At 70.4% G+C, this 15,484-nt stretch carries 14 protein-coding genes and 1 pseudogene; 9 read left to right on the top strand and 6 right to left on the bottom strand.

The window, feature by feature from the left end; all coding sequences use genetic code 11:
* Positions 1 to 93: 93 nt before the first annotated feature.
* The 3 genes from ACFWR9_RS14950 to ACFWR9_RS14940 all read left to right on the top strand — a co-directional run bounded on the left by ACFWR9_RS14950 (position 94) and on the right by ACFWR9_RS14940 (position 3,402).
* A complete protein-coding gene (locus tag ACFWR9_RS14950) occupies positions 94 to 1,344 on the top strand; it encodes a PP2C family protein-serine/threonine phosphatase (RefSeq protein ID WP_383841294.1) in 1,251 nt (416 codons plus the stop codon).
* A gap of 70 nt (positions 1,345 to 1,414) precedes the next feature.
* Complete coding sequence (locus ACFWR9_RS14945; RefSeq protein ID WP_383841291.1) at positions 1,415 to 2,959, top strand: ATP-binding protein; 1,545 nt, start codon at positions 1,415 to 1,417, stop codon at positions 2,957 to 2,959.
* Positions 2,956 to 3,402: a response regulator gene (locus ACFWR9_RS14940; RefSeq protein WP_383841076.1), complete on the top strand. Its 447-nt coding sequence runs from the start codon at positions 2,956 to 2,958 to the stop codon at positions 3,400 to 3,402. Before ACFWR9_RS14945 ends, ACFWR9_RS14940 begins: the two co-directional genes overlap by 4 nt.
* Before the next feature lie 71 nt (positions 3,403 to 3,473).
* On the opposite strand, the gene ACFWR9_RS14935 is transcribed toward ACFWR9_RS14940, so the two are convergent.
* The 5 genes from ACFWR9_RS14935 to ACFWR9_RS14915 all read right to left on the bottom strand — a co-directional run bounded on the left by ACFWR9_RS14935 (position 3,474) and on the right by ACFWR9_RS14915 (position 8,866).
* Entirely contained in the window at positions 3,474 to 4,301 is an 828-nt protein-coding gene (locus ACFWR9_RS14935; RefSeq protein WP_383841073.1) for a pentapeptide repeat-containing protein, read from the bottom strand.
* Between the two features lie 364 nt (positions 4,302 to 4,665).
* Positions 4,666 to 5,634, bottom strand: coding sequence for a PfkB family carbohydrate kinase (locus ACFWR9_RS14930; protein WP_383841070.1), 969 nt, complete (start codon positions 5,632 to 5,634; stop codon positions 4,666 to 4,668).
* A complete protein-coding gene (locus tag ACFWR9_RS14925; protein ID WP_383841067.1) occupies positions 5,631 to 7,109 on the bottom strand; it encodes a purine-cytosine permease family protein in 1,479 nt (492 codons plus the stop codon). Before ACFWR9_RS14925 ends, ACFWR9_RS14930 begins: the two co-directional genes overlap by 4 nt.
* Before the next feature lie 48 nt (positions 7,110 to 7,157).
* Positions 7,158 to 8,150 (bottom strand): ADP-ribosylglycohydrolase family protein, encoded by a 993-nt coding sequence (locus ACFWR9_RS14920; protein WP_383841064.1) that lies wholly within the window; start codon positions 8,148 to 8,150, stop codon positions 7,158 to 7,160.
* Entirely contained in the window at positions 8,147 to 8,866 is a 720-nt protein-coding gene (locus ACFWR9_RS14915) for a GntR family transcriptional regulator (protein WP_383841062.1), read from the bottom strand. The genes ACFWR9_RS14920 and ACFWR9_RS14915 overlap by 4 nt, the downstream gene beginning before the upstream one ends.
* A gap of 263 nt (positions 8,867 to 9,129) precedes the next feature.
* Between ACFWR9_RS14915 and ACFWR9_RS14910 the strand changes: the two genes are divergently transcribed.
* Genes ACFWR9_RS14910 through ACFWR9_RS14900 form a run of 3 tightly spaced genes read left to right on the top strand, consistent with a single transcriptional unit; the run spans position 9,130 to position 11,950 of the window.
* On the top strand, positions 9,130 to 10,149 hold the full coding sequence (locus ACFWR9_RS14910; protein WP_383841287.1) for a FecCD family ABC transporter permease: 1,020 nt from the start codon (positions 9,130 to 9,132) through the stop codon (positions 10,147 to 10,149).
* Between the two features lies 1 nt (position 10,150).
* Entirely contained in the window at positions 10,151 to 10,924 is a 774-nt protein-coding gene (locus ACFWR9_RS14905; protein ID WP_383841059.1) for an ABC transporter ATP-binding protein, read from the top strand.
* 15 nt (positions 10,925 to 10,939) lie between these two features.
* On the top strand, positions 10,940 to 11,950 hold the full coding sequence (locus ACFWR9_RS14900; RefSeq protein ID WP_383841056.1) for an ABC transporter substrate-binding protein: 1,011 nt from the start codon (positions 10,940 to 10,942) through the stop codon (positions 11,948 to 11,950).
* 183 nt (positions 11,951 to 12,133) lie between these two features.
* Here ACFWR9_RS14900 and ACFWR9_RS14895 read toward each other — a convergent pair whose 3' ends face one another.
* Entirely contained in the window at positions 12,134 to 12,709 is a 576-nt protein-coding gene (locus tag ACFWR9_RS14895; RefSeq protein ID WP_383841052.1) for a snapalysin family zinc-dependent metalloprotease, read from the bottom strand.
* Positions 12,710 to 12,871: 162 nt separating this feature from the next.
* On the opposite strand from ACFWR9_RS14895, the gene ACFWR9_RS14890 reads away from it, so the two are divergent.
* From ACFWR9_RS14890 to ACFWR9_RS14880, 3 genes and pseudogenes are all read left to right on the top strand, one after another.
* On the top strand, positions 12,872 to 13,747 hold the full coding sequence (locus tag ACFWR9_RS14890) for an aldo/keto reductase (protein ID WP_383841049.1): 876 nt from the start codon (positions 12,872 to 12,874) through the stop codon (positions 13,745 to 13,747).
* A 162-nt stretch (positions 13,748 to 13,909) separates the two neighbouring features.
* Positions 13,910 to 14,134: pseudogene (locus ACFWR9_RS14885) on the top strand (response regulator transcription factor); the annotation flags it as partial.
* A gap of 209 nt (positions 14,135 to 14,343) precedes the next feature.
* Positions 14,344 to 15,480: a PQQ-dependent sugar dehydrogenase gene (locus ACFWR9_RS14880; protein ID WP_383841284.1), complete on the top strand. Its 1,137-nt coding sequence runs from the start codon at positions 14,344 to 14,346 to the stop codon at positions 15,478 to 15,480.
* Positions 15,481 to 15,484: the final 4 nt, after the last annotated feature.

Here is a 15,484-nt window from a genome sequence, read left to right as displayed (position 1 = left end):
TGTGCTGAACCCCGTACTCAGAGCCATGATCCCGTGAACAACGGGGCGGAAGGTGGAGGCAGGGTGGCGGCGCCACAGTCATGGGCCGGCGGCATGCCCGCGTCCGCGAGGACCTCCGCCGCGGAGGCCTGGCAATGGCGGGAACCGTCGGTGCTCCTGATCGAAGACGACCCGGGCGACGCCCTGCTGGTCGAGGAACTCGTCGCCGACAGCGCCTTGAAGATGCGCCTGACTTGGGCCCGGTCCATGGCCGAGGCCCGCGAGGTGCTGCTCGTCGAGGCGCCGGACTGCGTACTCCTCGACCTCCACCTGCCGGACGCCCGAGGGCTCGAGGCCGTGTCGATGGTCCACGCCCTGGCCGACCAGGTCGCCGTCGTGGTGCTCACCGGTCTCGCCGAGGACGAGACCGGCCTCGCCGCCCTCATGGCGGGCGCGCAGGACTACCTGGTCAAGGGCCGCGTAGAGCCCGAACTGTTCGGCAGGGCCGTGCGGTACGCGATGCAGCGCAAGGAGGCCGAGCAGGCCGCGGTGGCCCTGCAGGCCAGCCAGATGCACGCCCGGGAGAACGCCCGGCTGGAGCGGGGCCTGCTGCCCCGCCCGCTGCTGCACGGCACCGGCGTGGACGTCGTGGCCCGCTACCGCCCCGGCCGCGCCCAGGCGCTGCTCGGCGGCGACTTCTACGACATCGTCCAGAGCCCCGACGGAACCGTGCACGCCGTCATCGGTGACGTCTCCGGGCACGGGCCCGACGAGGCCGCCCTCGGTGTCGCTCTGCGCATAGCCTGGCGCACCCTGGTGCTCAGCGGTGTCACCGGCCCCGAGCAGATCGGCCGGCTGGAGGAGATCCTCGTGGCCGAACGAGCCCGTACCGAGGTCTTCGCCACGCTGACCAGCCTCATCCTTCCGCCGGGCGCACCCTGCGCGCGGATGGTGCGCGCCGGGCACCCGGGCCTGCTGCTGCGTACCGACGACGGCGGCGTGCGGTGGGTCGAGGTCGCCGGGGGACCGGCCTTGGGCGTGGTGCCGGGCGGCCTGGCCCACTGGCCGGTCCAGCAACTCCCCCTCCCCCCGGAGGCGGCACTGGTGCTCTTCACCGACGGACTCTTCGAGGGGTACGTCGGCCAGGGCAGGGAGCGGCTCGGCGAGGAAGGGCTGCTCCGGCTCGCGAAGGAGGTGGCCCGGCTGGCCCCGGAGGCGTTCGTCGACGGCCTGATCCACCGGGCCGAAGACCTCGCCGAGGAGCAGGGCGGCCTGGCCGACGACGTGGCCGTGCTGCACCTGCGCTGGAACGCGCGGCAGGAGAACGAGAACAAGGACAAGGGTGGAGACGAAAGCAGTGGCTGACGAGACACGGCGGCCGCGGGTCGGCGGCCGGCTGACGGTGCAGGGCTGGCTTCAGCTCGTACTGGCCCTCATGGTCCTCATCGTGGTGGTGGGCACCGTGGTCGGAGCCCGGGTGCAGGGACGCACCACGGAGCTCACCGACCAGCTCACCGACCGCGTCCAGCCCGCCCAGACCGAGGCGTACCGGCTACAAGCGGCCCTGGTCAACCAGGAGACGGGCGTACGCGGCTACGCCATCGCCGCCGACCGACAGTTCCTCGCCCCCTACGAGCAGGGCAGGAAGGACGAGGCCCGGGCCGCCGCCCGGCTGCGCACGCTCATCGGGGACCAGCCCACGCTCCTGGCGGACCTGGAGGAGGTGCAGCGGCAGGCGGCGGAGTGGCGACGTACCTACGCCAACCCCCTCGTGGACGGCGTCACGCCCGGTGAACCCCGGACCGTCGACCAGACGACCGCCGGGCGGGGCAAGAAGGTCTTCGACGCGATGCGCGCCGGCTGGACCCAGCAGAACCGCGACCTCGCCGACGTCGTCGAGGACGGCAAGGCCGAACTGGCCGACGCCCGCACGCTGCGCAACCTGACCTTCGGCGTCATGGTGGCGGCCTTCCTGCTGGCCGGTGTGGCGCTGGCGATCGTGGTGCGCCTGCTGGTGGCGCGCCCTCTACAGAAGCTGCGCGAGGCCTCGCGGAAGGTGGCGAACGGTGAGTTCGAGCACTCCATCCCCGCCGAGGGGCCGACGGACCTCACCGCCGTCGCCCGGGACGTCGAGGACATGCGGCAGCGGATCGTGTCCGAACTCGCCGCGTCCAGGCGGCAGCAGGGCGACCTGAGCCGGCAGGCCGCCGACCTGGACGCACAGGCCGTCGAACTCCGCCGTTCGAACGCCGAACTGGAGCAGTTCGCCTACGTCGCCTCCCACGACCTCCAGGAGCCCCTGCGCAAGGTCGCCTCCTTCTGCCAGCTCCTGGAGAAGCGGTACGGCGACAAACTCGACGACCGGGGCCTCCAGTACATCGACTTCGCCGTCGACGGCGCCAAGCGCATGCAGGTCCTCATCAACGACCTGCTCACCTTCTCCCGCGTGGGCCGGCTCAACGACGCCGCTGTGGAGTGCGGCCTCGACGAGTTCCTGTCCAAGGCCCTGACCAACATCGACACGGTTATCACCGAGACAGGTGCACAGGTCGAACGTCCTGAGCAACTGCCCCGGGTCGTCGGCGATCCGACCCTGTTGGTCATGCTCTGGCAGAACCTGCTCGGCAACGCCGTCAAGTTCCGCGACCCCGACCGCGCCCCACGGATCCGGATCACCTGCGACGAGGACCCCGACACTCCCGCGGCCTGGCGGTTCCGCGTCACCGACAACGGCATCGGCATCCCGCAGGAGTTCGCCGAGAAGGTGTTCGTCATCTTCCAGCGGCTGCACAGCCGCGACTCGTACGGTGGCACGGGCATCGGCCTGGCGCTGTGCAAGAAGATCGTCGAACATCACGGCGGGCATATCTGGATCGACACCGCCCACACGGGCGGCACCCGCTTCTGCTTCACTCTGCCGTCCGTCGAGAACGACACCGGCGACATCGACTCCCGTACCGAGGAAAAGGCCCTGGCATGACGACACCCGCCACCCCCATCGACGTCCTCCTCGTCGAGGACGACCCGGGCGACGAGCTGATGACGCGCGAGGCGTTCGAGGACAACAAGATCGGCAACACCCTGCACGTGGTCCGGGACGGCGAGGAGGCACTCGACTTCCTCTACCGCCGCGCCGGCCACACCGGCGCCCCACGGCCGGACCTCATCCTGCTCGACCTCAACCTGCCCAAGTACGACGGCCGTCAGGTCCTGGAGAAGATCAAGTCCGACCCCGAGCTGAGCGACATCCCGGTCGTCGTCCTGACCACCTCGGCGGCCGAGGAGGACATCCTGCGCAGCTACAAGCTGCACGCCAACGCCTACGTCACCAAGCCGGTCGACCTGGACCAGTTCATCGCCGCGGTCCGCCAGATCGACGACTTCTTCGTCCAGGTGGTACGCCTGCCCCGACGAGGCCTCTGAGCGAGCGGGCGGGGGACAGCCTCTGGTCATGCCGAGCTTCGAGATCACACCGATGGGTACGGGCCTCGACGTCAGGCGGCCCAGTGCGACGGGCGCTCCAGGGCGTGGGGGACCTTCGTGCGGGCGTCGCCCCGCGCGGCGTTCAGCTGGGGCTGGGTGAGGAACAGCGCGCCGCGCAGATCCGCCCCGCACAGGTTGGTGTCCCGCATGTCCGCGCCGATCAGGTCGGCGTCGCGCAGGTCGGCGTCGGACAGGTCGGCCGCGATGAGGAGGGCGCCGCGCATGCTGGAGCCGCGCAGCTTCGCGCCGCGCAGCCGTGAGCCCATGAGGTTGGCGCCCCGGTGGTTCTTCTTGCGCCCCGGGACCGCCGCGCGGGCCAGTTCGCTGGCGCGCAGGAGCAGCGGGTTGACCTCGCCGCGCAGCGCGTCCACGTCGACGGCGAGCAAGGTCTCGACCGTGTCCCGAGTGAGCGCGTCGATGCGCTCGTACGCGCGGCGTAGGTCCCGGTGGACGGGCCGGGCCGCGGGCAGGTCCAAGGCCTGCGCGGTGTACTTCAGGAGCTCCTGGAGCTGGCGTACGACGGGGAAGACTTCGTACATCGCGCGAGCCGAGTCGGGCTCCTCGCGCCAGCTGACGCCCTTGAAGGTGACCTGGGAGACCTTCTGGCCCGCGCCGAAGCAGTCGAACACCGTGCAGCCGTTGTAGCCCTTGTCGCGCAGCCGCTCGTGGATGCCGCAGCGGAAGTCCTCCTGCAGGTTTCCGCAGGGCGAGCCGGCGGACTTGTTCACCGGGAAGTCCGACGAGCGCGAGAAGGGCAGCGCCACGCAGCACAGACCGAAGCAGCTTCCGCAGTCGGCTTGCAGGTCGGGCTGGGCGGCGTGCGAGGTGGGCTCGGACAAGACGGTGACTCCTGATTCGGCGTGCGTGAGGCGGCGGCGTGCATGGCCGTACGCCTCCATTGTCCCTCGTAAGCCCTCCTCGGACGGGGAACCGGGCTCGGCGGCGTAGATGGTCAGGGTCCTCCCGGTGCCGTGCTGCTGCACACCAACGCCGGGAGGCCGGGTCGAGGACGGGAACCGTGCGAGATTCGCCTCATTACCGGGTGTGACGAGAATGTCACGGTGGAAGGCACGCACGAGCTGCCGGTCCGCCTGTGATGGCGTCCAGCGACTCTGGTCGCCACCGACGAGGTGACGGCGCGGTCGTTGGAACACACTGCCCTGTGGGGGCCGCAGCGGCCAGTAGCGGCTCCCGTCAGTGCTGTTACGACCTTTCGGCGCCGAACAGCCGTTTCGCGAGGGGGTCTTCGCCCAGGAACGCCGTCAGTTCGGCCCGGCCGGGCGCGGTGGCCGGGCCCCGGCGGCCCACCGCGTAGGCTGCCGCCGCGTTGGCGCCGTGCGCGGCTGTCAGCGGGTCGTGGCCCTGTGCGAGCAGGGCCAGGAACGAACCGACGTGGGCGTCTCCCGCACCGTTGCTGTCGACCGCGTCGACAGGGAATCCCGGCACATGGGTCGGTGCCTGGCCGGGTAGCGCCAGCCGGCAGCCGTCCTTGTCGGCCCGCACGAGCACGCCCGCCGTCGGCGCCAGCCGCTCCCGCAGCGCCGCCACCGCGGCCCGCGGATCCTCGTGGCCGGAGAGCAGGCGGGCCTCGCGCGCGTTGAGGCTGAGCCAGTCCGTGCGGGCGAGGACCGGCGCGAGGACGGCCTCGGGAATGTCGGCCACCAGGGGCGCCGGGTCGAGACAGAGCGTGATGTCCGCCGGGAGCCCGGATACGAAGGCGGACAGCAGGGGACCGTTGACCGGCAGCACCAGACCGTAGCCGGAGAGCTGAAGCAGGTCACCGGGGCGCAGTTGCCCGGCGACCGCGTCGATGTCCGAGGGACGCAGCGTGGCCTCGACCCCGAAGCTGGTGACGAAGGTGCGTTCGCCGCCGCTGTCGATCAGAGCGACGGTGAAGCCGGTGTCGGCGTCCGTACGGGCGGGGAGCAGCGTGCCGATGTCCTCGGCAGCGAGCGCCTCGCGTACGAGATCGCCGTACGGTCCGCTGCCGTGGAGCCCGGCGAATGCCGCCTCCGTGCCGAGCCGGCGGGCCGCGACCAGGGTGTTGAAACCGCCGCCGACGGTCGTTTCGCTGCGGGTGCCGATGACGTCTCCGCCGCGTTCCGGCAGCGCGGGGACCTCGATCACGAGGTCGGCGATCACGTTCCCGGCGAGGACCAGGCGGCCGCTCATCGTCCGGCCTCCTGAAGGGCGGAGGGCACGGTCCGGTCCCCGCTGCCCGCGACGGATCGGTTGCCGCGGTCGAACAGCGCGTACACGGCGGCGCCGACCGCCATGGCGATCGCCCAGCCGAGGCCGTTGCGGCCTAGCCAGGTGTCGGAGAGCGGCCCCGCGAACCAGATGTCCGTCTCACTCGTCGCGGCCTTGGTGAAGAGCAGGCCGGCCACGATGGCGGCGGCCCAGCCCAGGACGGCGGGCAGCCGGAAACCGCCCGAGTACCAGTAGCGACTGGTCGATGTGGTGTCCATCAGCGCCTCCGGGTCGTAGGCGCGTCCGCGCAGCGAGTCCACCGCGATCACTCCGATCCAGGCCGAGATGGGAACGGCCAGCAGGGTCAGGAACGTCGAGAAGGGCCCGTAGAAGTCGTCGGCGATCAGCATGAAGTAGATGCCGCCGGCGAACATCAGCACCACGTCGAGGGCGACGGCGGCGGCGCGCGGCACCCGGAGCCCCAGGGTGATCATCGTCAGGCCGGCGGAGTAGGTGGAGAGGTGGTTCGACATCAGCAGCCCGCCGAAGGCCGCGACGAGATAGGGGATCGCCATCCAGGAGGGCAGCATCGCGTTGATGGCCGCCACCGGGTCGGAGGAGGTGGCGAGCGTGGGATCGCCCGCCGAGAGCAGCGAACCCAGCGAGATCAGCAGGACGAGGGGGATGCCCGCGCCGAAGGCGGAGGCCCCGATGAGCCGGCGGCCGGGGACGGCCCGGGGGAGGTAACGGGCGTAGTCGGCACCGGCGTTGGCCCAGCCGATGCCGGTACCCGCCGCGATGAAGCCGATGCCCGCGATCACCCCGCTGGCCGGCCCAGCCGGGGTGTCGAGAACCTTGGACCAGTCGACGGTGGCGACCAGGAAACCCATCACGACCAGGTTGAGCGCACCGAAGACGACCGTGGCCCACTTGTTGATCCACATGATGGTGGCATGACCGAGGCCGCTGATCAGCAGCGTGCAACTGATGAAGACCAGCAGGCAGACCAGCGTGAGCACGGTGTTCCGGCCCACACCGAAGGCGGTGTGCAACATGGCCAGCAGCGCGTACGCCGCGGTCGTGGTGGTGATGGTCTCCCAGCCGACCCGGCTGAGCCACGTGATGAGGGTCGGACCGGCGTTGCCCCGCTGTCCGAAGACCGCGCGGGACAGGGTGAGCGCGGGCGCCCCGCCCTTCTTGCCGGCCAGACTCAGAGCTCCCACCAGCGCGAAGGAGCCGAAGGAACCGACAGCGGCGACGAGAGCCGCCTGCCAGATGTTCAGGCCGCGGAAGGCGACGAGAGTCGCGCCGAGAGGGAGCCCGAGGATGCTGATGTTGGCGGCGAACCAGGTCCAGAACATCTGACCGGCCTGGCCGTGCCGCTCGTGGTCGGGGACCGGCTCGATCCCACGGGTCTCAATGGCGCCGACGCGATCGTTCGTCTTCGAAGCGGTCATGACGGAACCTCCTTGCATGGTGGGGAGGGGCGGGGCGTTCTCGGCGGCTCAGCGGAGTGCGAGCAGCCGTGTGGTCAGGGGTTCGAGTTCGAGGGAGTTGACGGACCGCAGCGTGTCCACGGCCTCGGCGGGCAGCCCGGAGAGCCCGGCGACGGACCCGGCGACGGCACCGGCGATCGCGCCGATGGTGTCACTGTCACCGCCGAGGTTGGCCGCGAGCAGGGCGGCCTGCCAGGGATCTCCGTCGGCCACCGCCAGTACCGCGAACGCGGCGGGCACCGACTCCTGGCTCGCGACGCTGGTGCCGACGAGCGCGACGATCCGGTCCAGCGCCTCGGCCTCCGGTAGATCCCGTACGAGATCCCGCGCCCAGGTGATCCGGCCGGCGATGTCGGCCCCGGCGACCCAGTGCCCGCGCCGCGCACCGGCCCGGGCCGCGACCACCGCGGCGGCGACGGCCTCGTCCAGCGAGCCGCCGCCGACACCCGTGCTGACGGCGGCGGCGACGGCGGCCGCGCCCGCGATCCCGAGGCCGGTGTCGTGGGTGACCTGACAGGACTCCACGACATGGTCCAGGAAGACGTCCAGCGGCTGGACGTCGAAGGCGATGCCGACCGGCGTGACCCGCATGGCCGCGCCGTTCGTCGTGCCGTTCCTGCCCGCCTCCCGCGCCGGAACACCGCCGGCCACCGCGTCCAGGGCGGCCTTGGTGGAGGGGCCGAGGAGATCGAAGGAGCCCTTGGCCTTCATCTCCTTCTCCCAGTCGAGCAGGTCGTGGGCCAGGCGCAGGGGATCGATCCGGCCGCGTCCCTCGGCGATGAGCCGGCCGACGATGACGGCCTGGTCGGTGTCGTCGGTGACGGAGCCGGCCGGCATGCCGGCGCTGACCGGATTGTCGGGGAGCGCGGGCCGGAAGCCGGTGAGCCTGCCGTAGACCCGGACGACGTCCTCCCTGGACATCACCTGGGTGGGCATGCCCAGAGCGTCGCCGAGGGCGAGGCCGTAGTAGGCACCGAGGGCGCGGTCGAGCAGGTCGGTCACGGACGGCCTCCTTGGCCCGAGCGCACGTGCAGTTCGAATTTGGCGGGGTCCAGCAGGCTGGTGACCTGCTCGACGACCGAGCCGTCGCCCGCTCGGTACACCTGGGTGAGCCGCAGGAAGGACTCGCCGGGCGATCGGTGCAGCAGGGCGGCCTCCGCCGCGTCGAGCCCGCGCACCGACACCACACCCTCACCGGAGACGGTGACCCGGCCCGCGGCGATCAGCGCCCGGCTCAGCGAGCCGTCGACGAGGCCGCGCTCGGGCAGCCCGGCCAGGTCTCCGGTGGCCGGGACCCTGCTGCGCTCCAGCGACAGGCCCCGCCCGTCGGCGAGCCGTCTCACCCGGTCCAGCGCGATGAACGTACTCGAATCCATCCCGAGTTCGACGGCCAGATCGTGGTCGCTGATCTCCTCGAAGCGCAGGGTCTCCGACGTCAGCTCCGTGCCCTGTTCGGCGAGGGCCTTGGTCCAGCCGAGCCGGTTGTCGATCGGCGTCCCCTCGAAGGTGACGAAGGAGCCGATCCCGGCATGGGTGGCGATGAGCCCTTCCTCCCCGAGGGCTTGCAGCGCCTGCCGCAGAGTGGTGCGACTGACCCCGAAGCGCTGGGTGAGCGCGTGCTCCCCGGGGAGTCTGCTGCCGTCGGAGTGGACTCCGGCCCTGATCTCGTCGGAGAGAACACGGACGATGCGATGGTGCTTGTGTACCTGTCCAGGCATGTCCAAACAGTAAATGAACAAGTCTGGTCAGGTCCATAGCCGGCTGAGGATTTCCCGAACCGCACGGGCATGCGGCGTCGGGCGTGCTAGATTCCGCACCTGAACATGGTTCCCATTATCGAAAGAAAGTGTAGGTAGGCCACGTGCCTCCGCCCCCGACATCCATACCGACGGCGCACGCGGACGCGTTCGCCGCGGCCGAGGCACCATCGGCCGCACCCGCCGCGGAAGGGAGAGGCCGACTCGCCTCCCGCACGGGACTGCTGCTCGCCTGCGGCGCGTTGACCGCCTTCCTGCTCGCTTCGGTCGTCGTGGCCATCGGCCTGGGACCCGCGGTCATCACCCCGGGGGAGACCGCCCGTCACCTGTGGGCGGCGCTCAGCGGCGGGCGCATCGGCGCGGACGAGGTGACGACGTACCAGATCATCTGGCAGATCCGCACACCACGCGTCCTGTTGGCGGCCTTGGTCGGGGCCGGGCTCAGCGCGGTCGGCGTGGCGATCCAGGCCATGGTGCGCAACGCGTTGGCCGACCCCTTCGTCCTCGGCGTCTCGTCGGGCGCCTCCGTCGGCGCCGTCGCCGTCACGGTCACGGGCGGGCTCGCGGCCCTCGGCATCTACGCCGTCTCCGCCGGAGCCTTCGTCGGCGCGCTCGCCGCCTCGCTGCTGGTGTACGCCGCGTCCTCCAGCCGAGGCGCGCTCTCCCCGCTGCGACTCGTCCTGACCGGCGTGGCCATGTCGCTCGGTTTCCAGGCCGTGATGAGCCTGATCGTCTACTTCGCGCCGGACGGTGAGGCGACCAGCATGGTCCTGTACTGGACCATGGGCAGCTTCGGCGCCGCGACCTGGGGCGCTTTGCCCGTCGTTGCGGTGGTGGTCACGACCGGGACCCTGGTCCTCCAGCGGTACGGGCGGGTGATGGACGTCCTCGCCCTCGGCGACGAGACCGCCGCGAGTCTCGGCGTCGGTGCCGACCGGCACCGCAAGGGGCTGCTGGTGCTCGTCTCCCTCGTCACCGGCGTCATGGTCGCCGTCAGCGGTGCCATCGCCTTCATCGGACTCGTCATGCCACACGTGGTGCGCATGCTCGTCGGCGCCACGCACGCCCGTGTCCTCGCCGTGGCACCACTGGCCGGAGCGATCTTCATGGTGTGGGTCGACCTGGCGGCCCGAACCGTGGTCGCCCCGCGTGAGCTGCCGCTCGGCGTCATCACCGCGCTCGTGGGCGTGCCCGTCTTCATCGCCCTGATGCGCCGCAAGGGCTATACGTTCGGGGGGCGTTGACATGAATCTGAGGCTCGACGGACTCTCCGTCGTGACCGACGGCAAGAGCCTCGTGCGCGGCCTGTCCCTGGAAGTGCCGGACGGGCAGGTCGTCGGTCTGGTCGGCCCGAACGGCAGTGGCAAGTCCACCGCGCTGCGGTGCGTGTACCGAGCCCTGCGCCCCAGCTCCGGAACCATCTGGGTGGGCGAGCGGGAGCTGACACGGCTGCCGCTCCGCCACAGCGCACGAACCATCGCGGCGATGACCCAGGACGGCGCCATCGACTTCGACTTCACGGTCGAGGAGGTCGTCGCACTCGGTCGCGCCCCCCATCTCCGGGGGAACCAGGCCCTCAGCGGCCGGGAGCGCGAACTGTGCGAGCGTGCGATGGACCAGCTCGACATAGGCCACCTCGCACACCGGGGAGTCCTGACACTGTCGGGTGGCGAACGCCAGCGAGTCCTGCTGGCCCGCGCCCTCGTCCAGGAGCCGAGGATCCTCATCCTGGACGAACCGACCAACCACCTCGACGTCCGCCACCAGGTCGAGCTGCTCTCGCTGCTGCGCGGGTCCGGCCGCACCGTCCTCGTCGTCCTGCACGACCTCAACCTGGCCGCGGCGGCCTGCGACCGTCTCGGCGTGCTGGCGCAGGGCCGCCTCGTCGCCTCGGGCACGCCCGCGGACGTCCTCACGACCGAGCTGGTCGGCGACGTCTTCGGAGTAACGGCCAGCGTCGTCCCGCACCCGCTCACGGGCGGTCCCCAACTCCTGTACTCGCTCGGCTCATCCCGGTGAAAGGCGCCTCACGACATGCGTAGAACTCCATTCCTCGTTCCGGCACGCCGGCCTGCGGCTCTCGGATCCGCCCTGGTGGCGGCACTGGTGCTCAGCGGCTGCGGCGCCGAGGTCGAACCGGATGCCAAGACGTCCACCGAGGTCACCGTCAAGCGTTGTGGTGAGCCGGTGCGGTACAAGGTCCCCGAGCGGGCCGTCGCCTACGAAGCCGGCAGCGCCGACAAGCTGTTCGCCCTCGGCCTGACCGATCACGTGCACGGCTACGTGATGCCGCCGGCCAACCCACCGGTGAGCGAGTCCCCGTACGCGTCCGAGTACGCCAAGGTGAAGATGCTCAGCGACGACCTCCTCAACAAGGAGGTCGTCGTCGAGGCCAAGTCCGACTTCGTCGTCGCGGGCTGGAACTCCGGATTCAAGGACGAGCGGGGCATCACGCCGGCCATCCTCGACAAGCTCGGCATCCAGAGCTTCATGCACACCGAGAGCTGCTTCAACTATCCCGGGTATCCGGAGAAGGTCACCCCCTTCGAAGCCCTCTACACCGACCTCGAACGGCTGGGCAGGATCTTCCGGGTCGAGGAGAAGGCCGAGGCGGTGGTCGACGGGCTCAAGGAGCGCGTCGAGGCCGTCGAGGCCAAGGCTCCGGCGGGTGATCCCGTTCCCGTCTTCCTCTACGACTCCGGAACCGACCAGCCCTTCACCGCGGGCAATCAGGTCCCGCCCAACGACATCATCAAGTCGGCAGGCGGCAAGAACGTCTTCGACGGACTCGACGAGCGCTGGACCCAGGTCAACTGGGAGTCGGTCGCCGAGTCCGAGCCGGAGGTCGTCGTCATCCTCGACTACGGCGACCTGCCCGCCGAGAAGAAGATCGACTTCCTGAAGAAGTTCCCCCACACCAAGGGACTCCCCGCCGTGAAGAAGGACAACTTCTTCGTCCTCGACTACAACGAGGGCATCAGCGGACCCCGCAACATCGACGGTCTGGAGAAGTTCGGCGCGTACGTGCGCGAACTCGCGGGCTGAGCCGAGTCAACTCGTCGTCGACGAACAGGTCATCCGCGTCACGCATGGCGGCGAGCATGCCCGGGACTTCCCGTCCCGCGTCGGCGAAGACCGAGGCGACCAGTCCGAGTAGGGCCGGGGCGGGGCGCTTTGGGCGATGCCATACGGCACCGGCGAGGTGCCGTATGGGCAGTCGCGCGTCGGTCAGTCGCGCACCAGGACGGGTATCCGCGCCGGAGCGTGCGACGGCGAGGCGGTCGCATTGCCGAAGTTGCCCTCGACCTCGGACTTCTCCGCCGCGTTCGGGTACGGGTTCGTGCAGGCGACACCCGCCGTGGAGCCCGACATCAAGCTGGAGCAGGGCCCGGGTTTGCGGTCCGGCAGACCCAGGATGTGGCCGAGCTCGTGGGACGAGATGCGTACCGTGTCGTAGCCCTGGTTCACCGCTTGGCGTCCGATCCAGACCGTGCCGTTGCCCAGTGAGGCGGTCAGGGCACGCGGCCAGCCGTTGTCGGCCAGGATGCGGATGTTGGCTCGCTGCCCGGACGCGGCCGGACGCATTTCCACGCCCCCGACACTCTCGTTCCAGATCGCCGCACCCCGGTCGACCGCGGACCTGAACTCGGCGGAACCGCTCGCGTCGTAGGTCAGCACCCGGGCCGCGGCCAGGGAGCGCGCGCTGTCGCTCGTCGGATCGGCGGCCATGGCCTGGCCGCTCAGCAGGGGCATGGACATCAGCAGGGCTGCGGCGAGACCGCCGGTCAGCGTACGGACGTGCATGTTCGACCTCCTTATGGGGGTAGGAGTCGTGCTCATGACACCATCTGCCTCCCTGCCCGCTGGACCCGGCCGTCAATCCGCTATTCCGCCCGGTGCCGGCACCCGACGGGCGGAGAGAGCTGTGGTGTGACCAACTCCGCTGTTAACGTGTCGCCTTGAGCGATGGGGAGAATTCAGCACGTGACTTCGACTGAGTTTCTGATCGGCGGGGATCTGAGGGTACGGCGGCTCGGATTCGGGGCCATGCACTTGCCGACGGACCCGGACCCGGCCCGCAAGACCTCTCTGGCGGTCGCCCGGCGGGCCGTCGAGCTGGGCGTCACGCTGATCGACACCGCGTACATGTACGGCGGCGGAGCCAACGAGGAACTCCTGGCTGAGGCCCTCTACCCCTATCCGGACGGGCTGCTGATCACCACCAAGGTCGGTGTCGCCCGATCGGGCCCCGAGGGCGAGTGGCGGCTCGACGGTCGGCCGGCGGTTCTGCGTGATCAGGTCGAGCAGGCTCTGCGCCGGCTGCGGGTGGAGCGGATCGAGCTGCTACAGCTCCACCGGATCGATCCGGAGACCCCGCTCGCCGACCAGCTCGGCACGCTCCGGGAGCTGCGGGACGAGGGCAAGATCGGCCGGATCGGGCTGTCCGAGGTCACCGTCGACGAACTCCACCAGGCGCGGCAGATCGTGGACGTAGTGAGCGTGCAAAACCGCTACAACCTGCTCGATCGGGAGCACGAGCCGGTGCTCGCGGCGTGCGAAGCGGCGGGGATCGCGTTCCTGCCCTGGCGTCCTGTCGCCTGGGGGGAGTCGGGACAGCGGGCCGAGGTCGCCGCCGTGGCGGCGGAAGCCGACGCCACTCCCTCGCAGCTTGCTCTGGCTTGGCTCCTCGGCCACTCGCCGGTCGTCCTCCCGATCCCGGGCACCGCCCGGATCGGCCACCTGGAGGAGAACCTCGCCGTCGAAGACCTCCACCTGTCCCAGGCCCACCGCGATCGCCTCGACCGCCTCGGAGATGCTCGGAGCCAGGGAACAACCCGGTAGCGCCGCCGCGAGTACCTTCGCGGGTCAGCGCGACTGCAGCGCGTCGAGTGCCACGGCCTGTGCGATGGCGAGGCGGCGGTCGAGGCCGGGGCCGCGATGTCGAGCACGTAACGGTCGCGCAGCCCGAACTTCTTGTCGACTGCCATAGTGGTACGGCACAAAGAGGAGGCCAGGCGCCGCCTCGACGGGCTCACCGCGCGGGAACGCGAAGTGCTCGCCCTCCTCGGAGAAGGTCTGTCCCACGCCGACGCGGGCCGGCGGTTGCACATGAGCGAGGCCACCGTGAAGATCTACGTCGGCCGGATCCTCACCAAGCTCGGATGCGACAACCGGGTACAGGCGGCACTACTCGCCCGCGACGCCGGCCTGCACCCGGACGGAGTGTGACCGACCGAGCAGGCGCCGGTCGGAAGGCAAGTGACAGAAGAGGCGTGCATTGGTCTAGGCCGGAGCGCTCCGGCCTCGTATTCTCGGCGGTGGCCGGCGGCACGACCTTTCCCCCCACTCGAGTTGCGAGCCGGCTCGGACGACGCCCCACGACCGCGACCCGAGCAGCCGGGTGAACTCCCCCCACTCACCGCCTCCGGGAGGCCATGGTGAAAGTTCGCACCAGATTGTCGGCGATCATCGGCACGCTCGGTCTCGTCGGATCCCTGGCCCTGGCCACGGCGTACGCCGACGAGCCCGCCACCAACGAGGGCGCGGCGCAGGTCGCGCTGACGGAGGTGGCCCAGGCCAAGAACCCGACCGCCGGTGCCGCGGGACCCGGCGACACGGTCTGGATCGCCGAACGGGCGGGAACGGTCCGGGTCCTGAACGACGCAGGACTCGGCGAACCCGTCCTCGACATCTCCGACGAGACCACCACCGACGGCGAACGCGGCCTGCTCGGAGTGACGTTCGACAACGACTTCGCGCACTTCTACATCTCCTACACCGACCTTCAGGGCACCAGCACCATCGACGAGTTCGCCGTCCAGGACGGCACGATCCAGGAGGACACCCGGCGCACCGTCCTGACCCAGGAGCAGCCCGAGTCGAACCACAACGGCGGCGACATCAAGTTCGGTCCCGACGGCTACCTCTACATCGCTTTCGGTGACGGAGGAGGCGGCGGCGACCCCGACGGCAACGGCCAGAAGCTCGACACCCTGCTCGGCAAGCTGCTCCGGATCGACCCGCAGGGCGGCGAACCGTACGCCGTCCCGCAGGACAACCCCTTCGTCGACGACCCGGACGCCAAGGACGAGATCTGGTCCTACGGGCTGCGCAACCCGTGGCGGTTCTCCTTCGACGCCGGCTCCGGCGACCTGCTGATCGCCGATGTCGGCCAGAGCGACTGGGAGGAGATCGACTGGGCGCCCGCGAACAGCAAGGGCGGCGAGAACTACGGCTGGTCGCAGATGGAGGGCACGCACCCCTTCCGCGGCGGCACCGAGCCCGCGAACCACGTCCCGCCCATCCACGAGTACGACCGCACCGGCCTCGGCTGCTCGGTCACCGGCGGCTACGTCTACCGCGGCCGGGCGATCGCGGATCTCGCGGGCCAGTACGTCTACAGCGACTACTGCGACGGCACACTGCGCTCCCTGGAGATCGAGAACGGCAAGGTGACCGCCGAGCACGACCTCGGTGTCAACGGCGGAGAGGTCGTGTCCTTCGCCCAGGACACCGACGGCGAGCTGTACGCCCTCGCCATCGGCGGCACCGTCTGGCGAGTCGACCCGGCGTGACCTC

The organism is Streptomyces sp. NPDC058534, assembly GCF_042717365.1.
Classification (GTDB): domain Bacteria; phylum Actinomycetota; class Actinomycetes; order Streptomycetales; family Streptomycetaceae; genus Streptomyces.
Note: the sequence above shows the minus strand (reverse complement) of the source record. Positions and strands in the feature narration are given on the sequence as shown.